19 protein-coding genes are annotated in these 25,367 nt (G+C 38.1%); 14 read left to right on the top strand and 5 right to left on the bottom strand.

Translation table 11 applies throughout. From position 1 onward, the window contains the following. Positions 1 to 124: 124 nt before the first annotated feature. From ABNX05_RS06855 to glpK, 3 genes are all read left to right on the top strand, one after another. The gene (locus ABNX05_RS06855; protein ID WP_349659049.1) at positions 125 to 688 is read left to right on the top strand and encodes a glycerol-3-phosphate responsive antiterminator; all 564 of its coding nucleotides are present in this window, start codon (positions 125 to 127) and stop codon (positions 686 to 688) included. A gap of 156 nt (positions 689 to 844) precedes the next feature. Beyond that, entirely contained in the window at positions 845 to 1,648 is an 804-nt protein-coding gene (locus tag ABNX05_RS06850) for an MIP/aquaporin family protein (protein WP_349659048.1), read from the top strand. 31 nt (positions 1,649 to 1,679) lie between these two features. Continuing rightward, complete coding sequence (glpK, locus tag ABNX05_RS06845; RefSeq protein ID WP_349659047.1) at positions 1,680 to 3,176, top strand: glycerol kinase GlpK; 1,497 nt, start codon at positions 1,680 to 1,682, stop codon at positions 3,174 to 3,176. Positions 3,177 to 3,495: 319 nt separating this feature from the next. On the opposite strand, the gene ABNX05_RS06840 is transcribed toward glpK, so the two are convergent. Next, positions 3,496 to 5,166: an S-layer homology domain-containing protein gene (locus ABNX05_RS06840; RefSeq protein ID WP_349659046.1), complete on the bottom strand. Its 1,671-nt coding sequence runs from the start codon at positions 5,164 to 5,166 to the stop codon at positions 3,496 to 3,498. Positions 5,167 to 5,573: 407 nt separating this feature from the next. Here ABNX05_RS06840 and ABNX05_RS06835 point away from each other — a divergent pair, with 407 nt between their 5' ends. Then, complete coding sequence (locus ABNX05_RS06835) at positions 5,574 to 7,655, top strand: catalase (protein ID WP_349659045.1); 2,082 nt, start codon at positions 5,574 to 5,576, stop codon at positions 7,653 to 7,655. Between the two features lie 346 nt (positions 7,656 to 8,001). On the opposite strand, the gene ABNX05_RS06830 is transcribed toward ABNX05_RS06835, so the two are convergent. Beyond that, a complete protein-coding gene (locus ABNX05_RS06830) occupies positions 8,002 to 8,550 on the bottom strand; it encodes a hypothetical protein (RefSeq protein ID WP_349659044.1) in 549 nt (182 codons plus the stop codon). 122 nt (positions 8,551 to 8,672) lie between these two features. On the opposite strand from ABNX05_RS06830, the gene lpdA reads away from it, so the two are divergent. Further along, positions 8,673 to 10,010 carry a dihydrolipoyl dehydrogenase gene (gene lpdA, locus ABNX05_RS06825; protein WP_349659043.1) on the top strand — a complete coding sequence of 446 codons (1,338 nt, stop codon included), beginning with the start codon at positions 8,673 to 8,675 and terminating at the stop codon, positions 10,008 to 10,010. Between the two features lie 21 nt (positions 10,011 to 10,031). On the opposite strand, the gene ABNX05_RS06820 is transcribed toward lpdA, so the two are convergent. Further along, positions 10,032 to 10,346, bottom strand: coding sequence for a hypothetical protein (locus ABNX05_RS06820; RefSeq protein WP_349659042.1), 315 nt, complete (start codon positions 10,344 to 10,346; stop codon positions 10,032 to 10,034). 362 nt (positions 10,347 to 10,708) lie between these two features. On the opposite strand from ABNX05_RS06820, the gene ABNX05_RS06815 reads away from it, so the two are divergent. From ABNX05_RS06815 to ssuE, 3 genes are read left to right on the top strand one after another with little or no spacing between them, the layout of a single operon-like run. After that, positions 10,709 to 11,755 carry an LLM class flavin-dependent oxidoreductase gene (locus tag ABNX05_RS06815; RefSeq protein WP_349659041.1) on the top strand — a complete coding sequence of 349 codons (1,047 nt, stop codon included), beginning with the start codon at positions 10,709 to 10,711 and terminating at the stop codon, positions 11,753 to 11,755. A gap of 11 nt (positions 11,756 to 11,766) precedes the next feature. Further along, positions 11,767 to 12,726, top strand: coding sequence for an ATP-grasp domain-containing protein (locus ABNX05_RS06810; protein ID WP_349659040.1), 960 nt, complete (start codon positions 11,767 to 11,769; stop codon positions 12,724 to 12,726). A gap of 39 nt (positions 12,727 to 12,765) precedes the next feature. After that, on the top strand, positions 12,766 to 13,299 hold the full coding sequence (ssuE, locus tag ABNX05_RS06805) for an NADPH-dependent FMN reductase (protein ID WP_349659039.1): 534 nt from the start codon (positions 12,766 to 12,768) through the stop codon (positions 13,297 to 13,299). Positions 13,300 to 13,427: 128 nt separating this feature from the next. Here the strand turns inward: ssuE and ABNX05_RS06800 are convergent, their stop codons facing one another. After that, a complete protein-coding gene (locus tag ABNX05_RS06800; RefSeq protein ID WP_349659038.1) occupies positions 13,428 to 13,583 on the bottom strand; it encodes a hypothetical protein in 156 nt (51 codons plus the stop codon). A gap of 206 nt (positions 13,584 to 13,789) precedes the next feature. On the opposite strand from ABNX05_RS06800, the gene ABNX05_RS06795 reads away from it, so the two are divergent. The 3 genes from ABNX05_RS06795 (at position 13,790) to ABNX05_RS06785 (ending at position 19,019) form a co-directional block, all read left to right on the top strand. Beyond that, on the top strand, positions 13,790 to 15,178 hold the full coding sequence (locus tag ABNX05_RS06795) for an aldehyde dehydrogenase (RefSeq protein ID WP_349659037.1): 1,389 nt from the start codon (positions 13,790 to 13,792) through the stop codon (positions 15,176 to 15,178). Positions 15,179 to 15,687: 509 nt separating this feature from the next. Next, positions 15,688 to 17,154 (top strand): UDP-N-acetylmuramoyl-L-alanyl-D-glutamate--2,6-diaminopimelate ligase, encoded by a 1,467-nt coding sequence (locus ABNX05_RS06790; protein ID WP_349659036.1) that lies wholly within the window; start codon positions 15,688 to 15,690, stop codon positions 17,152 to 17,154. 287 nt (positions 17,155 to 17,441) lie between these two features. After that, positions 17,442 to 19,019, top strand: a complete 1,578-nt coding sequence (locus ABNX05_RS06785; protein WP_349659035.1) for a peptide chain release factor 3 — start codon at positions 17,442 to 17,444, stop codon at positions 19,017 to 19,019. A gap of 230 nt (positions 19,020 to 19,249) precedes the next feature. Here the strand turns inward: ABNX05_RS06785 and ABNX05_RS06780 are convergent, their stop codons facing one another. Further along, a complete protein-coding gene (locus ABNX05_RS06780) occupies positions 19,250 to 19,384 on the bottom strand; it encodes a hypothetical protein (protein ID WP_349659034.1) in 135 nt (44 codons plus the stop codon). A 439-nt stretch (positions 19,385 to 19,823) separates the two neighbouring features. Between ABNX05_RS06780 and ABNX05_RS06775 the strand changes: the two genes are divergently transcribed. From ABNX05_RS06775 to ABNX05_RS06765, 3 genes are all read left to right on the top strand, one after another. Further along, on the top strand, positions 19,824 to 22,868 hold the full coding sequence (locus ABNX05_RS06775; RefSeq protein ID WP_349659033.1) for an efflux RND transporter permease subunit: 3,045 nt from the start codon (positions 19,824 to 19,826) through the stop codon (positions 22,866 to 22,868). A 131-nt stretch (positions 22,869 to 22,999) separates the two neighbouring features. Further along, complete coding sequence (locus ABNX05_RS06770) at positions 23,000 to 24,085, top strand: SDR family oxidoreductase (RefSeq protein ID WP_349659032.1); 1,086 nt, start codon at positions 23,000 to 23,002, stop codon at positions 24,083 to 24,085. Between the two features lie 509 nt (positions 24,086 to 24,594). Further along, complete coding sequence (locus ABNX05_RS06765) at positions 24,595 to 25,356, top strand: TerC family protein (RefSeq protein ID WP_349659031.1); 762 nt, start codon at positions 24,595 to 24,597, stop codon at positions 25,354 to 25,356. The last annotated feature ends 11 nt before the right edge of the window (positions 25,357 to 25,367 follow it).

The raw sequence follows: 25,367 nt of genomic DNA, 5'->3' as shown, positions 1-25,367 counted from the left end.
AAAAACACCACGTCCTGTGGCATTACCGAAATGACCGACATCGTGTCGGCCCTCGTACAGGCCTAAGTAAAAAGCCGAAGCGATTATGCCGAGGCATTATTGATTTATATAAAGGGGAAATCAAATGAATTTCAATAATCAACAAATTATTCCCGCTGCACGAACAGTAAAGCAATTTGATGAAATATTAAATAGTCGATTCGAATACATTGTTCTATTAGAAGTGCATATTAGTTTGCTCATGTCAATAAAACGAGAGGCGGATCGGAACGGTAAAAAATTAATTATTCATGCAGATTTAATTCATGGCTTAAAAACGGACAACTTTGCAGCAGATTTTTTATGCAATGATATCCGTCCGGCAGGAATAATTTCCACGCGTTCTAATATGTTAATAAAGGCAAAAGCTCGTGGGATTATTGCTATTCAGCGTGTCTTTTTAATTGATACGATCGCGCTTGAAAAAAGCTTTTCAATGATTGAATCAGCAAAGCCAGATTATATTGAATTATTACCAGGTATTATTCCTTCTATGATTTCAGAAGTGCACCAGCGTACAAAAATCCCTGTTATTACAGGTGGGCTAGTTCGCACGGCTGAAAGTATAGAGGAAGCGTTATCAGCTGGAGCAGTAGCGATTACGACATCAAATAAGAAGTTGTGGGAAAATTTCCAAAAATATTGTTGACTATGTATATTATTTTCTCTACAATGTACATAAGTTAAAAAGCGCGTGGTTAGGAAAAGGAACCCACATTTATTCATCTGCATTGAAACGTGCAGCTTGTTTAAGTGTGGGTTTATTTTTTTGCTAGGTGTACTATTTACAAAGGGGGCTTTTTGTATGTCAACATTTACAGCTGAACTTGTCGGCACGATGATTCTTATTTTGTTCGGTGGTGGCGTTGTTGCAGGTGTATCACTGCACAAATCGAAAGGTTTTGGCGGTGGATGGGTAGTGATTACATTCGCTTGGGGTCTAGGTGTAGCTATGGCTGCATATGCTGTTGGTGGTATTAGTGGGGCTCATTTAAATCCTGCTTTAACAATCGCGCTTGCTACAATCGGTAATTTCCCATGGGAAGACGTGCCTATGTACATTACCGCACAATTGATTGGTGCATTTTTAGGTGGGGTACTCGTTTATTTTATGTATTTACCACATTGGAAGGGTACGAAAGATCCGGAAGCGAAACTAGCTGTATTTTCTACAATGCCAGCTATTAAACATCCGTTATCAAACTTAATTTCAGAAATGATTGGTACATTTATACTTGTTTTAGGTATTCTAGCATTAGGAACAAATACAATTACGGATGGCTTAAATCCATTTCTAGTTGGTATGTTAATTGTAGTCATCGGTATGGCATTAGGAGGTCCTACTGGTTATGCAATAAACCCTGCGCGTGACTTAGGTCCACGTATTGCGCACTTTTTCTTACCAATCCCAGGTAAACGTGACTCAGGGTGGTCATACGCATGGATTCCAGTTGTAGGTCCAATTATCGGTGGTACGTTCGGTGCCCTATTTTTCCAGCAAATTTTTGAGGGAGAAAATAATATCGCATTTTGGGTATTAGCTATTATCGTAGTTATTATTTTTATCAGTGCTCAAATGACAGTGAATAATATTAAAAGTGAAGAGTAGTAAGAAATTAAAAAAATTGGAGGTATGACCGATGTCAGAAAAAAAATATATTTTAGCTTTGGACCAAGGTACAACAAGCTCACGCGCTATTTTGTTTGATGAAAAAGGGAGCATTCTCCACGTTGCACAACAAGAATTCCCGCAATATTTCCCACAATCCGGATGGGTTGAACATCATGCAGAAGAAATTTGGTCATCTATTCTTTCTTGTATCGCTACAGTGCTTTCTGCAAAAAATATTGAATCAAACCAAATTGCTGGGATCGGTATTACGAACCAACGTGAAACAACTGTTGTTTGGGATAAACATTCTGGGGAACCAATTTATAATGCGATAGTCTGGCAATCACGCCAAACAAACGCTATTTGTGAGGAACTGAAAGAAAACGGTTACAATGACTTATTCCGTGATAAAACAGGTTTATTAATCGATGCCTACTTCTCAGGTACTAAAGTAAAATGGATTTTAGACAATGTTGAAGGTGCCCGTGAAAAAGCTGAAGCAGGCGATTTATTATTCGGTACAATTGATACTTGGTTAATATGGAAATTAACAGGTGGTAAAGTCCATGTTACTGATTATTCAAATGCTTCTCGTACACTAATGTACAACATTTATGATTTAAAGTGGGATGAAGAACTTTTAGACATTTTAGGCGTTCCTGCTTCTATGCTTCCTGATGTTCGTCCTTCTTCAGAAGTGTATGGCTATACGGAGGAAGCTCTGTTCTTCGGTTCTGCTGTTCCAATTGCAGGGGCTGCAGGTGATCAACAAGCTGCACTATTCGGTCAGGCTTGTTTCGAGGAAGGTATGGTGAAAAACACTTACGGTACGGGCTGCTTTATGTTGATGAATACTGGTGAAAAAGCAGTGAAATCAGAAAATGGCTTATTAACTACGCTGGCATGGGGCTTAAATGGCAAAGTAACGTACGCCTTAGAAGGAAGCATTTTCGTAGCTGGTTCCGCGATTCAATGGCTACGTGATGGCTTACGAATGTTCCGTTCTGCTTCAGAATCTGAGCAATATGCTGCGCGTGTAGAGTCAACTGAAGGTGTTTATGTAGTTCCTGCATTCGTTGGCCTAGGAACACCTTATTGGGATTCAGATGTACGAGGTGCTGTCTTCGGTTTAACTCGTGGTACTTCTAAAGAACATTTTGTACGTGCAACATTAGAAGCGTTGGCGTATCAAACAAAAGACGTACTTGGTGCGATGGAGGCTGATGCCAATATACCGTTGTCGAAATTACGTGTAGATGGTGGGGCTGTTGCAAATAATTTCTTAATGCAATTCCAATCAGATTTATTAAATGTACCTGTTGATCGTCCAGTCGTTAATGAAACAACAGCTTTAGGTGCTGCGTACTTAGCAGGTTTAGCAGTTGGCTTCTGGAACTCGACAGATGAAATTAGTGAGTATTGGAATTTAGATCGTCAGTTCACACCTGATATGGATGACTCACATCGTGAAGAAATCTATGCAGGGTGGAAAAAAGCTGTGGCTGCTGCTCAAGCGTTTAAATAAAGATAACTGAGTAGAGACGAAAAAACCTTGATAGGCTGATTTGAAGAGGATCCTGGTTGTTAGATAAAATCTAACTGGGGCCACTTCACTAGCCTATCAAGGTTTTGTTATAGGGAAATGTTTAAAATGTGTATAATAAATTCTTGATATGCACGATGACTATACAAGAAAAAAATAATAAGCATGAATTATGATTTTTCACTAACATTTGCGTTATGTGTAATAACACTCCATTCAAATTTGATGTCCAAACTAAACAAAAAAAAAGCCTCGATGTATGTATCATCGAGGCTTTTTTCTCTTTCAAGGATGTTTTAAATTACGATTCCTTCATGTTTTCAAATAAACGATATAAAAACAGAGAAAAATGTTCACGGCTTACTGGTTCGTTTGGCATGAAATTACCGTAACTACCCTTCGTAATGCCATTTGATGCTAAAATTTGAATATAATTATAAGCATAATGCTTTGACGATACATCGTTAAATTCTGTTGAAGTCCCCTTCATTTTTAAATCAAACGTATTCACTAAAATTTTCGCAAGCTGAGCACGTGTTAAGTTACTGCTTAAATCCATTTTTCCATTTGAGCCATCAACGATCCCTGCGCTATAAAACGGTAGAATAAGCGTATAATCCGCACTAAAACGTATTATATCTTTGAACTGAATCATTTCACGTATTGGTGTTAAATGTAAATCATTATAACGAGATAGCATTGTAAACACTTGTCGACGAGTAATCGAATTTGTTGGTTTAAACTGTCCATCAGTATACCCTTGAATAATCCCCATAGTTGATAGACTCATAATTTCGCTATAATAACGATAAGTTGTAGGCACATCGCTATACGTTACTTCATCAAATTGAATGGTATAATTCACTTCATTTTGTTGTTGCCAACGCGTAGACGGCTCAATTTTATAATTCCCTGCCTGTAACAGTGCCGTAATAGTATATAGCCCTTGCTGTTGCACATACTGATAATCTATAATTTGTCGATATTCCCCGCTTTCATTAGCTTTTTCAAGGATTGCGCTCATTATTTCCTTTGAATCGGTCGTAATTGTAAACTTCACCTTTTGATCATGATCTAAAGTAAAATAGTAATCATCGTTACGCCCTAAAAAGCCACGAATCTTTTTGCCAGCTTTAAGTGTCGTACCAAAAATACTATTTTTATAGGTCTCAGGGTGATCAATAGCTTCAGTCTTTACTATAAATTGATAAGTCGGATTATACCCAGAAGTGCTCGCACTCACTTTTAACGTATACGTTCCTGGTGGTAAAACTTCCGTATCCGATTTGGGGAAATCAGGAGTTGTCGTCGTCGCTAAATAACGATGACCTTTATTGTCATCAATATCTACATACAATAATTTAACTGAATCGAATGATTGCAGATTAAATTTTTCTGTTCGTAACGTTACTTTACTAGTTTTATCCAATGTAAACCTATAATAATCATCGAAAGCATCGATAGTCCCTACACTTTTAATTGGTGTATTAAGTGCAATTGGGTTTGCTTCCTGTACCTTATTGTTCGGTTCTACATCAATAGGCGACTTTAGTGGTGCAACCGTGTATGTCGCATTGTACGGTTTTTCCTCAGGTCCATCAATTCGTACATAATACAAACCGGCACGTAATTGCAGCTGTTGAACTGTTTTATTTTTTTCCCCGTCATCTTCCGTAGTACGGATAAAGGCAAAGCTTCGTCCGTTTTCAGAGCCATCATCTTGCAATAACGCAACTAAAATGGAACCTTTACTTGGATCATCAAATGTAAAGGTCACAAGTGAATCCTCATCTAACTGCATGCGGTAATAATCATAAGAATAGTCTGGTACTTTTTCAATTCGTGCATTTACGGGCCAAAACGGCGCATCTTTCATAAACTTATCAAAATAAGATATCCTGGACGCTTCCGCTTTAAAATCGACCGATAACACCATTCCTAAAAATACGCTTAATAATAACCATTTTTTCAATAGCGGTTCCTCCATGTTGAATATTCATTAATTATTGTACAGTATTATTATTTATTGGCTAGATTAACCGGAGAACAATTACTAAATACCTATATATGATTGTGAGTAGATAGAGCAAATTATATATGAAAGATACTCTGTTGATGAAGTTTATAGTAGCTATTGTGAAGAGTGAAAATTTATCTAGTACTTTTCATTGAGCGATGATTGCGATTGGCGTACATGGCAATAGTCGGAGTAAGAGTGTTAAAGGGTATTGCGATAAATCCCAGTCAAATCAGGGGCTGAAAATTTCAAATTTTATTGTAAAATAAGAAAAAATTGATATTATTCTTTCATAGAAATACCTTAAAGCATGTTTATTCTATAAAAACATATAGTATATATTGAGAATTATGAGTATTGGAATGAAAGGGGATTGCGTGGATAAATCTAAGTCGAATCAGGGCAAAAATTTAGATGAGAATTCGAAAGATCAGCAGCTAGAGCAGTTTCGTGTCGATAATGAAGAAAAAAAGATGACGACGAATCAGGGGCTAAAAGTTTCGAATGATGAGGATTCGTTGAAGGCTGGCGTTCGTGGGCCAACCATTATGGAGGATTTTCACTTTCGAGAAAAAATGACGCATTTTGATCATGAGCGTATTCCAGAGCGTGTAGTGCATGCGAGAGGTTTTGCGGCACATGGAGAATTTGAGCTGTACGAATCGATGAAAGAATATACTAAAGCAGGCTTTCTACAGGACCCTAATAAGAAAACACCTGTATTTGTCAGATTTTCAACTGTAGTTGGAAGCTTAGGATCGATGGATACTGCACGTGATGTACGTGGTTTTGCGACGAAGTTTTACACCGATGAAGGCAATTATGATTTAGTTGGAAATAATATACCTGTCTTTTTTATTCAGGATGCAATTAAGTTTCCTGACTTAATTCACGCGGTAAAGCCTGAGCCACACAATGAAATGCCACAAGCTGCCTCAGCCCACGATACATTTTGGGATTTTGTGGCGAACAATCAGGAAATTGCGCATATGATTATGTGGCATATGTCTGATCGTGCAATACCTAGAAGTTTTCGAATGATGGAAGGGTTCGGTGTTCATGCTTTCCGTTTCGTCAATGACAAAGGAAAGTCGAGATTTGTGAAATTTCATTGGAAGCCTGTGTTAGGTGTACATTCACTCGTTTGGGATGAAGCGCAAATTATTGCTGGAAAGGATCCGGATTTTCAGCGACGTGATTTATGGGAATCAATTGAGATCGGTGATTATCCAGAATATGAGCTTGGTGTACAAATGCTTGAGCCGGAGGACGAGTTTAAATTTGATTTTGATATTTTGGACGCAACTAAGCTTTGGCCCGAGGAGATAGTGCCAGTTAAAAAGATTGGAAAAATGACCTTGAATCGTAATGTAGATAATGTTTTCGCGGAAACAGAGCAAGTCGCCTTCCATCCAGGAAATGTTGTGCCGGGCATAGACTTTACAAACGATCCACTTTTACAGGGCCGGCTATTTTCTTATTTAGATACACAGCTAATTCGTCTGGGAGGACCAAACTTTGCAGAAATACCGATTAACCGACCTGTTTGCCCAATTCATAACAATCAGCGCAATGGCTTTAGTCGACAAACAATTAATGTAGGAAAAGTGAGCTATCATAAAAATTCTTTGGCCAACAATTCACCTTCAACATCAACGGCAAGGGAAGGCGGCTTTGTTCATTATGAAGAAAAGGTTGAAGGACGTATTACACGAGCACGTAGTAAATCGTTTGATGATCATTTCTCCCAGGCAAGACTATTTTGGAATAGTATGTCGCCCCCTGAAAGACAACATATCATTGACGCCTTTAGTTTTGAGGTAGGGAAGGTGAAAAGTAAATCAGTTCGACAGCAGGTTGTCGATATGTTTGTTCGTGTTGATAAAGCAATGGCGACGACTGTGGCCGATAATATTGGTGTTAATCGTCCAAAAGGAGAGCAAGTAAATGTCACGCTATCATCACCTGCACTTAGCCAGGCGAATACAATAAAAATGCCACAAACACTTAAAGTAGGCGTGCTTATAGGTGATGGATTTGATGCAAATGAAGTTGGAGAAATGCTGAAATCTTTAACAAGACAGGGTGTTCGATACAGTATTATTTCCGATAAATTAGGGGTTGTCACTAGTAGTGATGGTGTACAATTAACAGCAACTGACACATTTATAACTACTGATGCGGTACTATTTGACTCGTTATATGTTGTTGGCGTAAAAGCAAAAAATCAGGCAAAGTTCAATTCTTATATTGTTAATTATATCAATGAAGCGTATAGACATTACAAACCAATTGGTATTGCTACAACCGGAACGACATTTTTTAATATGTCCAATGCCAATGTCGGGCCAGGCATTGTGTTGGCTACTGGTGACAAAGACTTCGCTAAAAAATTTGTCAACGCCATAGCTCAACAACGCTTTTGGGAACGCAATATTTATTAACTAATATTATTTTGATCGTGTGTCTAGGGGATATCCGCGGGAGTGGAGTGAATACCCGCGGAAGGCGAGTGAATACCCGCGGAAGCAAAGCGAATACCCGCGGAAGGCGAGCGAATACCCGCGGAAGGAGGGTGAATACCCGCGGAAGGATGGCGAATACCCGCGAGCGGAGTGAATACCCGCGGAAGGCGAATGAATACCCGCGGAAGCAAGGTGAATACCCGCGAGCGGAGTGAATACCCGCGAAAGGCGAGTGAATACCCGCGGAAGCAAAGCGAATACCATGCACACAACGTATAATGAAAAACTCTCCTTTTTCTATTAAGAATAAGGAGAGTTTTTTTGCTTACTGCACGTAAAATTCAATTGTAGCGGATGGTTTGTACTCCGTTTTTTGTTCATTAGGGTTTTCTGTGTAAAAGTCAGTACTTCCTTTTACGATATAATGTCCTTTTGGAAAATGACCTTTCATTGTTTGTTTCATAAATTCAACGAGTTTAGGTTCTGAAAATTCGTTGTAACCGCCACCGCTTGTGTAGAACTCTTCGTATGGCACATTTCGCTCAAGAATACGTGTAATTAGTGGAGTATCCATTGCACTAGGTATTTCAAAATTTCGTGTCGTCTCCTGTAAATTAAATCGAAATGGGGAACCTCCATGGTAAATAGTTACGTTTTGTGCCGGACCTACATATGTGAGTTTAGCTGTTATCTTTATGGGTTCTCCCACTGTGAATGTAGGTTTTGCAATAGAAAGTTCATAAAGAAAGTCTTCCTGTTGTGTAGTAGCCGATTGTGAGTAGTTCTTACTTGGTGGGGGTATTAATGCGTCTTTGTCCTGACAGGCGGCAACAAATAGTAGCATAGAAAACAGCAGTAATAATGTTTTAGGCATACAATCCTCCTTTTACAGTAGCTGACGCTGGGGCAGACGAAATGTTACTAAAATTCTTGTAACATTTATGGCATTGCATTCAAATTTTGTAAATGCTATGGTGGTAAATGAGGTGATTTTTCGTGGAAAAATTTGATATTGCAATTATTGGTGCGGGGCCTGGGGGCTATGTAGCAGCTATACATGCAGCAAAAAGTGGCAAGAAGGTCGCTTTAGTAGAGCGCGATAAAGTTGGAGGGGCTTGCTATAATGTCGGCTGTATTCCTTCGAAAATTATGTTAGAGCACAGTAAGCTTATTCAAGAAATAAACCGTGGTAATGACTGGGGCATTGAAACTCCTACAGTAAACGTGAATTTTCCACGATTGATGCAACGTAAGGACGCTATTATAGACGAGCTTTTAACAAATATTGAAGGCTTTATTTTGAGCAAGCAAATTACTTTTTATCGAGGAGAAGCGGCAGTATCTAGTGACTTGACTGTAACCGTTGATAATGATGTATTTACAGCTACGGATGTTATTTTAGCAACTGGAAGTAAACCATTTGTACCACCATTTGAAGGATTAGAAACGTCTTCTTACTATACAACGGATACATTTTTTAGTCTTGAAGAACTGCCGAAGCAATTAACAATTATCGGTGGTGGTGTTATTGCAGTCGAGATGGCATTTAGTTTAGCGCCACTTGGAACAAAGGTGACGATGCTAAATCATAGTGAAGATATTTTACAGACGGAAGAGCCAGATGCGCGACCACTTATTCGTGAACAGATGAAAAAGCTTGGTATTGAGCTTGTAACGGATTTCCACTTTAAACATTTTAATAGCAATGAGATTCATACCTCTAAAGGAATTTATACATATGAAAATCTTTTGTTTGCAACAGGTCGACGTCCAAATACAGAGATAGCTCGGCAGCTTGATCTAGCATTTGATGGTCGATTGATTGCTGTCAATGAGCATCTTGAAACGAGTCAGCCACATATTTATGCGATAGGTGACTTAGTGGGTGGTTACCAGCTAGCTCATTCAGCGAGTGCAGAGGGAATGCACGTTGTGGAGCATATTATAGGGAATAAGCCCGCGCTGATTGATCAAACTTCGATTCCTCGCTGTGTTTATACACATCCTGAAATTGCGACATTTGGTTTGCTGGAAGAGCAGGCAGAAGAACCTTATACGGTTACGCAAATGCCTTTACATACAAACTCTAAGGCATTAATGGAAGGTAATACAGTAGGCTTTATAAAGCTTATTGCGACGAAAGAGGAAGGACATATTTTAGGGGCTTGTGTTGTTGCTGATGGGGCAACAGAAATGTTAAATGCTATTTTAGCTACTAAAAATGCTGGCGGCACTGCCAAAACTCTCGCAAATATGATTTTTCCACATCCTACAGTATCAGAGCATATAGGGGATGCGGCCAAAGCTATTTTTGGTAAAGCCATTCATCAATAAAGATTTCGAAAACTACATTCATCAGCGGAAGGCTACCCTTTTCGTTGAGGGAATGTATTTTTTTCTTTTCATTAAAGTATCCATAACAATACTGTAAAGCCTAATATCATTAGTCCAAAAAAATGGAGAGCGTTTTAAAAATAATAATATGATACTTTTAGGCGCGAATTTTTCGAAAATTAATAATACAACAGCTAATACCAAATCAATTAAAAAGAATGTTTCCGCCCCCGAAAAATCATCATCTTCTTCGTACTTTTTAAAAGCAATATAAAAAGCGTTCCCAGCAAAAAATAATAAAACTAATGAGCATGCAAACAGCATTAATTTACTCATACAATTACATCTCTCCTAATGATTCAGCTGCACAATAAAGGCCTCAATCCCTTCTTTGAAGCGAGTTTCTCTCATGTCATTGTACCAATAAAAGGCCACCTGCCAAATGTTTGTTCTTTTGCTGATTATAATAAGCATTCGTACAGGCTTCAAATAGCGGAATTTACTCTTAACAGAACAATCTAAAAATTCTGTTGACTTTGTGTTTTATTATGTTATGTTAATTCTATAAGAATACTTGGTTTTAAATTCGAGTTGACTAGAAGGCTTCTTTTTACGTAACGAATATTCTACGAATTAAAACATAGGAGCTTTTTATCTTGATGCTGTGAAGATTCATAAGGACTTAAGGAGGATGGGAAATGAGATTAGGATTTTGGTTACCGATTTTCGGAGGGTGGTTACGTAATGTAGAAAATGAGAATATGCCTGCGACATTTGATTATGCAAAACAGGTTATTCAAACAGGAGAAAAACTTGGCTTTGATGCGACGCTTATTGCAGAGCTTTATTTAAATGATATTAAGGGCGTGAATGCTGATGCGCTTGAGGCGTGGTCAACCGCAGCAGCTTTAGCAGCAGTTACTGAAAAGATTGAAATAATGGCTGCAGTTCGACCTGGCTATCATAATCCTGCGGTAATGGCAAAAGTAGCCGCAAATATTGATCAAATTGCTAATGGTCGTTTTACTTTAAATGTAGTTTCAGCTTGGTGGGAAGAAGAAGCAAAGCAATATGGTGGTTATTTTACAGAGCACGGAGAACGTTATGACCGAACAGAGGAATTTATTGATGTTTTAAAAGGTTTATGGACAGAAGAAACGTTCAGTTATGACGGTAAATATTACAAAATAGAAAATGCACATTTATCTCCTAAGCCAGTTCGAAAACCATACCCAAGACTTTACGCAGGTGGGGAAAGTGATCGCGGTAAAGAGGCAATTACAAAGTCATGTGATGCCTATGTGATGCATGGCGGAACAGTAGAGGAAGTTGGAGCTAAAATTAAGGAAATGCTTGATCGTCGAAAAGCAATTGGAAAAGGACCGTTCGAAACTTTCGGGATGGCTGCATATGTCATTGTACGTGATTCAGAAGAAGAAGCACTTTCTGAACTAGCCCGAATTACCAATGTAAAGGATGCGGCAGGGTATGCAGGCTTTAATGACTTCACTAGTAAATCAAAGTTAGAGCAACAAATTACACTACAAGATTATTCAGTTTCAAACAGAGGGCTAAGACCAAATTTAGTAGGCACACCTCAGCAAGTGGCTGAGCGCATTTTAGCTTATGAAGAAGTGGGTGTAAATCTTTTGCTCCTTCAATTCTCTCCACATCTAGAGGAAATGGAACGTTTTGCAAAAGATGTTATGCCTTTAGTGAAAATAAAATCAGCCATCATACAGTAAGGAGCGATACTATGACTGCGAAAATTTATATTATTCATGAAAATGATGAATGGACAATTCATTTAACAAATCGTTTAGAGGAACTAAACCTACCTTATGAGATTTGGCATTTGGCGAAAGGGTTGATCGACCTATCAAAAGAGCCACCACAAGGAATTTTTTATAGTCGTATGAGTGCTTCATCACATACGAGGGGGCATGAATTTGCACCTGAATTAACGGAGGCAGTGCTCGCCTGGTTAGAGTATCATGGTCGTCCGGTTATTAATGGAAGCCGTGCCTTAAGATTAGAAGTAAGTAAGGTCAATCAATATTGTGCACTTGAAGCTGTTGGCATTCAAACACCTAAAACGATAGCGACAGTTGGTAAATCGCAACTAATAGAAGCGGCAAGAACAATTGGTACTACACCATTTATTACGAAGCATAATCGAGCAGGAAAAGGACTTGGGGTACAACTATTTTATTCAGTTGAAGCGCTAGAAGCATATGTAAATAGTGATACTTTTGAGGCGCCTATAGATGGTATTACGCTTATTCAACAATATATAAAATCACCTGATTCTTATATAACACGATGTGAATTTGTTGGTGGTAAATTTTTATATGCAGTTCGTGTAGATACATCTGAAGGATTTGAACTTTGTCCTGCTGATAGCTGTCAAATAGTGGATCAATTTTGCCCAGTAGGGGAAACAGCAACTAAGAAATCAAAATTTCAAATTATAGACAGCTTTTCAGAGGAGCTTATAGGGCAATATGAAGAATTTTTAGAGAAAAATAAAGTAAGTGTCGCAGGGATTGAGTCGATTATCGATGAAGAAGGTAATATTTTTACATATGACGTGAACACCAATACAAACTATAATGCAGAAGCCGAAAAAGCTGTAGGAAAATATGGCATGTTAGCTGTGGCCAAATACTTAGGTGCTACATTACGTCAATATGAAAAGACATTGCAATTTTCGTAAAGTATTTTTGTAGTCACTATGTAAAGGAGAGTGGTTAGTTTGATAAAAGCAGTTATTATTAATGGCAGTAATTCGAGAAATTCACGCGTGACAGCTATTCATGATAAGGTGGAAAACTCTTTAAAGGTACAAGGAATAGGAGTACACACAAATTACGTACATGAACTGCCAGCTGAGGACTTAATTACGGCTAATTTTGCAAGTGAGGCCATCATTTCAGAAAATAAACAAGTTGAAGAAGCAAATATTATCGTACTTTTGACGCCTATTTATAAAGCCTCATATTCAGGAATACTTAAAACTTATTTGGACTTACTGCCGCAAAAAGCATTGCAAGGAAAAATTATCTTACCAATTGCTGTAGGTGGTTCTATCGGGCATTTACTCGCATTAGAATATGCATTAAAACCAATAGTAGCTGTATTAGGGGCTACAAATATCGCACATTCTGTCTACATTGTTGATAAACAAATTATTCGGCTTGAAGATGGAAGCTTTGCCATCGAGGAAGAAGCAATTAACCGACTTGATGTAGAATTAAAACAATTGCAGGAAATTGTATTGGTAAACTGAGGAGCCGCCTTTATATTCCGATCTACCTTCAATGAATTTATAATGACATCCACAACGTTTGGTGATGAGACATGAAGTACAAAATAGCGCATTATAGGAAATAACCACCTCCTATAACGCGCTATTTTTTAATTAGCTTCAGGTTCTTCTTTTTTCTCAATCGGTGCTGTAGAAAGATATAAGAAAGCCTCATCTTGCAATAGCAATACTTTTTCTTCACAAATACCGTGCGCTAATGGTCCAGAAAAAATTGACTCCCACCAAGTTCCTGTTGATATTGTCATTCATCTACGCCCCCGTTTCAAATTTTCAATATGTAGTTGTAAGTTTCTTGAAGTCACAAAACCGTCTACAGTTCTAACATTCTTTACACATCCCTCATTTAGAAAGAGGAATTTTGGTTGTCAATGTTGTATCGTATAGACAAAGATAGTTTGTTTCGAAATGAAAAAACTATGTATGCCATTTTAAAAAAAGGGGTGCTTTTATTATGAATTTTACGACACAAGATGTAGAAAATATGATTACAGAGCAACGTCAATTTTATTTTTCTCGAACGACGAAGAGTACAAAATTTCGAAAAGAGCAATTACTAAAACTCAAGAAAACGATTTTAAAATATGAAAAAGAAATTTTGAATGCTCTATATTTAGATTTACGTAAGAGTGAGTTTGAGGCATATGCAACAGAAATTGGCATTGTATTAGATAGTATTTCTTATATGGTAAAGCATGTTGAAGAGTGGATGAAACCTGAAGCTGTAAAGACACCGATTCAATATCAGGTGGGAAAAAGTTTTATTGTAAGAGAACCATTTGGCGTAACATTAATCATTGGTCCTTTCAATTATCCATTTCAACTTGTTATGGAGCCATTAATCGGTGCAATTATTGGTGGTAATACGGCTATTGTAAAACCATCAGAAACATCTGTGCATACAGCAGCAATCGTTAAAAAGATAATTGAAGAAACATTTAATCCTTCATACGTGCGTGTTGTAGAAGGAGAGAAAGATGAAGTGACGGCACTTATTCATGCGTCCTTTGACTATATATTTTTTACAGGGAGTGTGGCAGTCGGCAAAGTTGTGGCAAAGGCAGCGGCAGAACGATTAACACCAATTGCCCTCGAACTTGGTGGGAAAAGTCCTGCAATTGTCGATCAAACAGCCAATTTAGAAGTAGCCGCGAAAAGAATTGCATGGGGAAAATTCACAAATACCGGACAAACTTGTGTAGCACCAGATTATATCCTTGTCCATAAAGAAGTCTATGACCGATTTATGAAAATATTGAAAGCAACTATTCGATCTTTCTATGGTAAAAATGCAATAAAAAGCCCTGACTACGGCCGTATTGTCAATCTAAGACAATTTGATCGGCTACAGCAAATTATTGTAGAAGAACGTGATGCCATAACATTTGGTGGTAGAACAGATCGTGATGATTTGTATATGGAGCCTACTATTATTGAATATGTGAAATGGTCAAGTCCTTCGATGCAGGATGAACTATTTGGTCCCATTTTACCTGTGATGATGTATGATGATTTACCGCTAGCCATTCACCAAATTCGTCAGTTACCAAAGCCTTTAGCGGCGTATTTTTTCTCCGAGCATGAGAAAGCTATTCAGTACTTTTTAGAGGAACTACCATTTGGTGGCGGGTGTATAAATGATACGATTACACATGTTGGAAATTTACATTTACCATTTGGCGGTGTCGGGTCATCGGGGGTAAAAGCATACCATGGGAAAGCAAGTTTTGAAAACTTTACTCATCCCAAATCAATATTAAAAAAATCTTCTAAGTTAGAGACGAATGTTCTCTTTCCCCCTTATAAACAAAAGGTTAAGCTTGTGAGAACTATAATGAAATAGTAAAAGGAGGTGTCGAATCATTAAAGATTCTTGACACCTCACTTTTTTTAGGGGAAATGTAGTTGTCGATAAATGTCGTTTTTTTATAAAGTAAGTACATTTCGAGCATTTAAACCATATATAAGCTGTTTGGAGGGAAAGCACGGGTTGAAAATTTTTAGAGAGCGCAGAAATGGAACGAAGGCTAAGAGCAACTGATAATGCTCTTTTGACTAGCTCGATGGTACAACTGCGCCTTGCTTCAAAGAGTTCATCGATGTTCCGAGTAGACACTCAGCCGGATGGAAATCAACACACCCGATGATAATGAGCGAAATTTTATTGAAATATTAAAGATATATTAAAATGATAGCGTTTTCATCGGAAAAACGTCCTAACAAGCATTTTCTTTATGGGCGAATAAGTAGTAAAATAAATTCAATAGATTGTGGGGGACTCATCTTGTCATTTATTGTCGAATAAACAACGAATGATGAAATGAATGTAGAGATTGAATGGAGGACTATGAAATGTATGCAGAGGAATTGTTGAATGCATTACCTTTGAAAAAAATAATTGGAGTGCTACCTGATCAAGTAACTGATATTGTAATTGATTCACGTAGTGTGCAACCAAATAGTATGTTTGTTTGTATTAAAGGTTATACGGTAGATGGTCATAACTATGCACAGAAAGCTGTTGAAGGTGGCGCAACAATTGTTGTGACAGAACGACAGTTACCATTAGAAGAAACGATTGCGCAAGTCATTGTGAAAGATACGGATCGAGCAGTTGGCTTGTTAGCTGCAAAGTTTTTTGACTATCCATCAAAAGATATGGCGATGATTGGTGTAACCGGAACAAATGGAAAAACATCAGTAACAGGAATTATTCAAAACATCATGCATGGTATGGGCGAAAAATCCGCGCTATCAGGGACAATCGGCTTTAATTTAAATGGTATTTTATATGAATCAGCCAATACTACAAGCGATGCATTATCGACACAACAAATGATATTCCGTGCAAAAATGGAAGGTTGCCGATTAATGACTATGGAGGTATCTTCACACGGTTTAGCACTTGGACGTCTAGCTGGCGTAGAATATGATGTAGCTATTTTTACAAATCTTACACATGATCATCTTGATTTCCATGGAACGATGGAGGAATATGGGCATGCGAAAGGCTTATTATTCTCTCAACTCGGACAAGACTTAGAAAAGAATAAATTTGTCGTATTAAATGCCGATGATGCTTGGTCAGAACGCTATGCAGCGATGACACCATTTCCAGTATGGACATATGGTTTGAAAAATGAAACAGCAGATTTCCGAGCTATTAACTGTGAGTATCATGATTTCATGACTTCTTTTGACGTTGAAACGCCAGAAGGAATATACCGTGTGAAAATGCATTTACTTGGGGAATTTAATATATACAATGTACTTGCTGCTATGGTTGCTTTTTATGGACGTGGTTATTCAATTGAAACAATTATTGAGCAAGTTGAGCAAATACCACCAGTAAAGGGACGTATGGAGAAAGTTTGCTCAGATTTACCGGTGCAGATGTTTATTGATTATGCACATACGCCTGATGCAATTGAAAAGGCGATTTCTTCAGCTCAACCATATAAAAAAGGTAAGCTTATTTTCTTAGTTGGCACAGGTGGCAATCGTGATAAATCGAAACGTCCAACAATGGCAGAAAAGGCATCAGCTGCTGATTACGTTATATTAACGACAGATGACCCGCGCTATGAAGAATACGATAGTATTACAGGTGATCTTGCCAAAGGGATGTTACATGAAAATTATGCATGTATAGGCGACCGTGCTGAAGCCGTGCGCCATGCTATTGAGGTTGCTGAACCAGGAGATATCATTATTTTTGCTGGTAAAGGACATGAAGATTATCAAATTATTGAGAATACTAAATATCCACATAGTGATGCGGATATTGCAATAGAAGCTGGCCAACTAAAATTTGTATAATATATGATCTCCAATTAGGATGTTAGAGTGTACGATAGTGTGAATAAAAGCATGTAGTCATGCGATAAGTTCACCATACTTTGAAACCCCTTTTAGTCTAAGGGGTTTTCTTTTTGGGTTAACATGAAGGTGAATGTATGGAAAGAAAATGATCTTCATCGGAGTGTTTGATGAACTATCTACATTGGACCTAGCTAAGTATTCTTTGGGGAATTCATGTAAAAAGGTTGTAAGAAAGGCAAGTCTTCTTTTATTATTAGTAAGTATGAAAAAAGGAGAATGACGAGATGAATTCAAATTTAGAAAAAGATATATTATCACGTCGAACTTTTGCCATTATCAGTCACCCTGATGCTGGGAAAACGACGATTACAGAAAAGCTTTTACTATTTGGTGGTGCGATTCGTGATGCCGGTACGGTAAAAGGGAAGAAAACAGGTAAGTTTGCAACATCTGACTGGATGGAGATTGAAAAACAACGTGGGATTTCTGTAACTTCTTCAGTTATGCAATTCGATTATAATGGATCACGTGTCAATATTTTGGATACTCCAGGTCACCAAGATTTCTCGGAGGATACGTATCGTACATTAATGGCGGTGGATAGTGCTGTCATGGTTGTAGATGCTGCCAAAGGTATTGAAGCACAAACTTTAAAGCTGTTCAAAGTTTGTAAAATGCGTGGTATTCCAATTTTTACGTTTATTAATAAACTTGACCGTCAAGGGAAGGAGCCACTTGAGCTGATAGAAGAGCTTGAGGAGGTATTGGGCATTAACGCTTACCCAATGAACTGGCCGATCGGTATGGGTAAAGAATTTTTAGGTATTTATGATCGTTATAATAAACGTATCGAGCAATTCCGTTCTGATGAAGGAGAACGTTTCTTGCCAATTGATGAAAATGGGGAACTTGCAGTTGAGCATCCGATGAAGGTGACTTCTTATTATTCACAAGCAATGGACGACATTATGTTGCTTGACGAAGCGGGTAATGAGTACTCAGAAGAAAAAATTCGTCGTGGTGAATTAACACCTGTTTTCTTTGGTTCTGCTTTAACAAATTTTGGTGTACAAACATTCCTTGAAACATATTTACAATTTGCACCGACACCACAGCCTCGCATTACTGAGAATGAATTATTTATTGATCCAGTTGAGCATGAGGAGTTTTCAGGCTTCATTTTCAAAATTCAAGCGAATATGAACCCTGCACACCGTGACCGTATTGCCTTTGTGCGTATCGTATCGGGTAAATTTGAGCGTGGCATGAACATGACTTTATCTCGTACAGGTAAATCATTCAAAGTGACACAATCTACACAATTCCTAGCGGATGACCGTGAAACAGTAGATGAAGCAGTAGCTGGTGATATTATCGGTTTATATGACACAGGTACTTATCAGATTGGCGACACAGTCGTAGGTGGTAAAAAGACATTCCAATTTGAAAAACTACCACAGTTCACTCCGGAGCTATTTGTGCGTGTAACTGCGAAAAATGTTATGAAATCTAAGCAATTCCATAAAGGGATTTTACAATTAGTGCAAGAAGGCGCTATTCAATATTATAAAACATTGCATACAGAAGAAGTTATTCTTGGAGCAGTTGGTCAATTACAATTTGAAGTTTTTGAGCATCGTATGAAAAATGAATATAATGTTGAAGTGAAGATGGAGCCAATTGGTTCGAAAATTGCAAGATGGATTGAAAATGAAGAGGATGTTAAAGAATCAATGTCTTCAGGTCGTTCAATGCTTGTAAAAGACCGTTTTGATAATCTTGTTTTCTTATTTGAAAATGAATTTGCTATGCGTTGGTTTGCAGATAAAAACGAAAACATTAAATTGTATAGCCTTTTATAATAAAAAGCAAAATTGTCAGGGTGATTTCCGTTCCAGTCTACCTGCTTTCCAACGGGAGTCGAGTAGCATTCCACTCCAATCAACAATAGCGTAGAGCTTTTATCATTTTTAGGCATTTCAAAAGTGAACAAACTAACACGAATCGACATGTTGCGATTCGTGTTTTTTTACAAGGAAAATTAGAGCTATATGTAGAATATATACAATATTAGGAAATGTAAGGTTAGGCATCATAACGTGTGGTTGATTTCCGTTCCAACTGGGCGCTTTGTTGTTGCTGCCGCTACGCTTTCGCGCAGAGCAGAGCTTCCTGGGGGTGTCCGATGAGCCGCTCCGTTAGCACTACGCTTTCGCGCAGAAAACATCCGCTGCGCTCCAGGGTCTCGGGCCAACAGATGTCTTTTGCGCGAAAGCGTGAGTGCAACGTAGCGGCAGCGGCGGGTTTTGTTTTTGTTTGTGCGAAAGCGCAGCGACAGCAACGGCACGATGTTGGTCACGAAGGCGTTATCACAGGACGTGATGCCTCTATATTGCTAATCCCCAAGGAGTCGCCCAGTCGGAACGGAAATCAGCTTAAATAGGGTATTCGTTATAACCTCTTTCAGCTGGTATCCAAACACCGCTGAAAGAAGTTAAAGCCTCCGGGCGTAATTATGCCGAGGCATAATTGATCAAATTGCAATTCCTAATTTTCGCGTTGTGCTATATATTAAACCTATAATACATGGAGGAGTTTTCAAATTTATAAAATATTCGCCTTTTCGGGTATTATAGAAGGGAAGAGATGGAAAAGGAGCTTGTAAAGTGAATATTAGTAATTTTTCTATTAAAAGACCTGTTTTTACAATAGTTACAATGATATTAGTCATTATTTTAGGTGGCGTTTCATTATTAAAAATACCAATTACGCTTATTCCTGAGTTACGTCCACCAATTGGCATCGTTGTTACCTCTTATCCTGGTGCAAGTCCGACCGAGGTTAATGAGAAAATAACGAAGCCCTTAGAGACAACGCTTGCCACCTTACCAGGGATTAAAAAACTACAGTCTACCTCTCAAGAAGGATCCAATTTAATTGTTCTCGAATTTGATTGGTCAATCAATATTGAAGATGCTCAGCTCGATATTTTACAACGCATCGACATGACCCCTTTACCGAATGATGCTGAGAAACCTAGCTTTTTAAAATTTGATCCATCTCAGTTTCCTATTATACAACTTTCACTACGGGCGGAAAATGACCATGTAGATGTGCGTTTACTGGCAGAAGCTTTGGAAAAGGAACTTCGTCGAACTGCTGGGGTCGCGAGTGTAAATATTTCCGGTAAGCTAGTCGAAGAAGTTCAAATAACTTTAGATGAATCGAAGTTAGTTGAAAAAGGATTAACTCAAGCAGATGTTATTCAAATTATTCAATCGAACAATGTTTCTCTTCCTGGAGAACCCGTATTAACAGCAGATGGAAAGATGTTAACAACTCGTATTTTAAGCACATTAAATTCACCTGAAAGTATTGCAGATTTAATCATTTCGGTAAATCCACTAGATGGTAAAGCATTAACCGTTGGAGAAGTAGCAACTGTTGAACGCGCGGAACAAAAATCTATAACTACGACACGTGCAAATGAGCATCCTGCAGTATTAATGTCTGTATTACAGGAATCGGGCGCTAATACGGCAGAAGTATCTAAAGCTTTCAAAAAGGCTTTAGATGAATTATTGACGAAGAAGCAATATGAAGGAATCGTTGCAGACGTGCTAGTGGACCAAGGTAATTACGTAGATTTAGCGATTAGCAATATCGGAACTTCTTTACTTTTAGGTGGATTATTCGCAATGTTCGTGTTATTTGTCTTTCTGCGAAGTGTGAAAAGCCCTATTATTATTGGAATTGCGATTCCATACTCGGTTATTGTTACATTTGTTTTAATGTTTTTCGCCAATTTCTCACTCAATATTATGACATTAGGTGCGTTAGCACTTGGCATCGGTATGCTTGTTGATAATGCTATCGTTGTAATTGAAAACATTGAACGACATTTAGGACTTGGCAAGGACCCTATCGAAGCAGCTAAGGAAGGGACAAAGGAAGTGGCACTTGCAATTACGGCGTCCACGCTCACAACAATTGCTGTATTCATTCCTGTAATGTTTATTAAAGGATTAATAGGGCAAATTTTCACAGAATTTGCTTTAACTATTTCCTTTAGCTTAATCGCTTCTTTAGTCGTTGCGTTAACGGTTGTCCCAATGCTTGCAAGTCGTCTTTTAAAAATGAAATCAATCAATGTTTATGAAAAACGAAATGAATCATCCTTTTACAAGAGCTACAAAACATCAATTATTTGGGTATTGCGTCACCGTATGCTTGTACTAATCTCAACAGTTGTCTGTTTTGGACTTGCCTTATTTGGACTTATGAAAATTGGCACAGAGTTTTTACCGCCAACCGATGAAGGATTTGCATCCATAAGTGTAAATCTTGAAAAAGGGGTAGCCGTATCAGAAACAGAAAAAGTGGTTGCGAAAATTGAGGAACGTTTGAAACAGGAGGAAGATGTTGACGTATATGTTAGTTTAATCGGTGGTACACAACAAGCACAAGCTCGGGGACAAACAAGTGCTAACCAAGCTGAGCTATATGTAAAGCTTGTCCCTTTAGCAGATAGGAATCGTTCGATTTTTGAATTTGTAGAAGAGGTTGAAAGAGATTTGCATGCAAAGCTAGGGGAGCAAGTTGAAATCAACTTCAATGTCTCAACGACAACAGGTTCGTCACCAAATACATTAACGTTTAGGTTAACAGATTCTGATGAGAGAAGACTTCATAGCTCTGTTGATAAAGTGCAGCAGGAGCTATCAAAGATGATTGCTATCACAAAGGTATCTACGGATTTAGATATCACTGTAAAAGAACTTCAAGTCGAAGTAGACCGTGAAAAGGCGAAGGACTACGGATTTGTGCCTGCACAAATTGCTCAGACGGTCAATCAAATGACAAAGGGTCAGCTAACTACGCAATTAATGGCAGAGGATGGTGCTGTATTGCCTGTTTATACAGGCTTTGGACAAGTGTTTAATGATAGTATCGAGTCATTAAAATCGATGCAGCTACGTTCACCTGCAGGTTTATTTGTAAAACTAGAGGACATTGCAACTGTTTCTGTACAAGAAGGGCCAGTATCAATAAGACGTTCTGATCAGGCTGCTGCTGTTGCATTTTTTGTAGAATATAAAACGAAAGAATCGCTAGGAGGCATCTCAGCTAAAGTGGACAAAGCATTGGAAAAAGCGGATTTGCCAACTGAAACTCAAGTTGTCTTTAGTGGAGATCGTGAGCTATATGATAGTGCAATTAATGATATGCTTTTAGCAGTTGCGTTAGCGGTCGTACTTGTATATATCGTGATGGCCGCACAGTTTGAATCTTTTAAATATCCATTTGTTATCATGTTCACAGTACCTTTAATGATTATTGGTGTTGCTATTGCTATGTTTGCTACGAACACGCTAATTGGTGTGACATCAGTTATAGGCATCTTAATATTAGTTGGAATTGTCGTGAATAACGGAATTGTCCTTGTAGATTACATTAATCAACAAAAAGCTAGAGGACTGGCGACGTATGATGCGATCATACTTGCTACACAAGATCGACTTCGACCAATTTTAATGACTGCACTAACAACGATTTTAGGATTGCTACCACTTGCTCTGGGCATCGGTGAAGGAACAGAGATGAATAAACCGATGGGAATTGTCGTAATCGGAGGACTTGTGACATCAACTTTATTGACACTATATATTGTACCGATCGTGTACAGCTTAACTTCTTCTAAAAGAAGTTAAAGCCTCCGGCGGATGTCACGGAATCGGAAAGGAGTCCTTTATGCAACAAAGGCGATTCTGGACGCAATTATGCCAATAATTGATTGGATAAAAAAACTAGGAAGATGCGGTAAGTTCAGGGGGGATGAGAGATGGGGGTTCATTTTTTTACAGGCTTTCCGGGTTTTATTTCAAGTCAAATAATACGAGAGTTATTTCGAAAAAATCAATCACAGGAAGTCATCACTATTGTTTTAGCTGGTGAGTTAATAAAAGCAAATTTAGAAAGAGAACATATTTTAGCGGAGTTTCCTAACTGTTCTATTCGTATTGTAGAGGGAGATATTACATTACCGAATCTCGGTCTAGAAGACCAAGCTGTACAGAAAATTGTACCTCAAATAGAGGTGCTCTGGCATCTGGCTGCCATTTATGATTTAGCCGTACCACGCGATATCGCATGGAAGGTAAATGTGCATGGTACGACTATGGTCAATGATTTTGTTCGTACACTTCCAAACGTAAGACGCTATATGTATTTCAGTACAGCGTATGTCGCAGGAATACGCGAAGGTATTTTGAGAGAAAATGAATTAATTCGCCCGCCTGCATTTAAAAACTATTATGAGGAAACAAAATATGAAGCGGAGCATCTGGTAGAGGATTTGAAATTAGAAATACCACTGACAATTATTCGGCCTGGTATCGTACGTGGACATTCCGAAACAGGAGAAACGATTAAATTCGATGGACCGTATTTCTTTTTAAATATGGTAGATAAATTAAAATGCCTACCTTTTATTCCGTACATTGGTCAATCGAAATCAACAATAAATGTAGTGCCAGTGGATTACATTATAAAGGCTTCGACTTATTTAGTTGATGAAAAATGTGCTGAAGGGAAAACATTACATCTAACGGACCCAAATCCGCATCCAGTGCAGGAAGTGTATCGGACGATGGTTAAATTATTAACGAACCATTACCCTAAGGGGCGATTACCGCTAACACTAGCAAGACTATCTTTACAAGTCCCACTTCTTCGGAAAAATCTAGGTGTTGAGCAAGAAACTTTAGATTATTTAACTTGGGATGCTAAATTCGATACGTTGGAAGCAGAGACTATTTTGAAAAAAGGTAATATTACATGCCCCGACTTTATACAAACTATGCCAAGAATGATTGAATTTTATTTAGCGCATAAAGAGGATAAAAGCTATCAAATTCAAATAAAGTGACTTCAAGTAGTAGTACACTAATTGAGGTGATGCAATCGGCTACAGATGTGTTTATTGGGAAATATAGGTTTGTTGTTAATTGATAAAAGCATTTTTGGTTTATATTTTGCTAATGTATGCCCATTTTAACTAATAGTAGCCCGTAGCGGAAATCAGAGCCTTCTATTAGATAGTAGGGTAGAATAATTTTGCCACTCCTATATGATAGTGCTATAATGAGTTTACAGAAGAAGAACCTTCGACGTTTTGTCAAAGGGGAGTAGCTAACAGATACGAGCGATGTATCTGGATTACATCCGTCAGGACATGGTTTTTACCATCGGGTGTGATAAGCGATTAACTCTATACTTGCGGAATTCATTCCACTAGTAATAGAGAGGTACTGATGAATTGTCAGATATTATTTGCTTAGCGAGACCTTTGCCTTTTAATAGGGCAGAGGTCTTTTCTTTTGTACTCGTATAGTGAAAACTAATTTGGGTATACAGAGCTTTAGAGGAGGCACATGAATGGAATCAATTGTATTACAATACGGTTGGGTACTTATTGTACTTGTAGTATTAGAAGGGTTATTAGCAGCAGATAATGCAGTAGTAATGGCTGTGATGGTGAAGCATTTACCACATGAGCAACAAAAAAAGGCACTATTTTATGGATTATTCGGTGCATTAATTTTCCGATTCGCAGCACTATTTGTCATTACAGTATTAGTGAATTATTGGCAAATTCAAGCATTGGGAGCAGCTTACTTATTATTCATGTCCGCCAAAAATATATATGATTTACGCCATAAAAAGGATTCAGAAGATGAATCTAGTGAAGAAACGAGGAAAAAGGGCTCTGGTTTTTGGATGACAGTGCTTAAGGTAGAGGCAGCGGATATTGCATTTGCTATTGATTCTATGCTTGCTGCAGTTGCCATCGCGGTCACTTTACCGAAGGTAGGAAGCTTTGATATTGGTGGCATCAATGGTGGACAATTTATTGTCATGTTACTGGGTGGGTTTATCGGAGTGATCATGATGCGATTTGCGGCACAATGGTTTGTGAAAATATTAAATGACTACCCTTCACTTGAAACAGCTGCGTTTTTAATTGTAGGTTGGGTAGGCGTGAAGCTTGTTGTGTTGACTTTGTCACATGAGAAGGTGGGTATTTTACCTGCAGAATTTCCACATTCAACTGTGTGGGAGTTAACTTTCTGGATCGTACTAGTGGGCATCGCATTAGTAGGTTATTTAGTAGGAGTTCGTTTTAAAAATAAAGCTTAATATCATTTAGA

The sequence above is a fragment of the Lysinibacillus zambalensis genome (genome assembly GCF_040183165.1).
Lineage (GTDB): Bacteria > Bacillota > Bacilli > Bacillales_A > Planococcaceae > Lysinibacillus > Lysinibacillus zambalensis.
The sequence above is the reverse complement of the archived record's forward strand: the minus strand, read 5'-3'. Positions and strand labels throughout refer to the sequence as shown.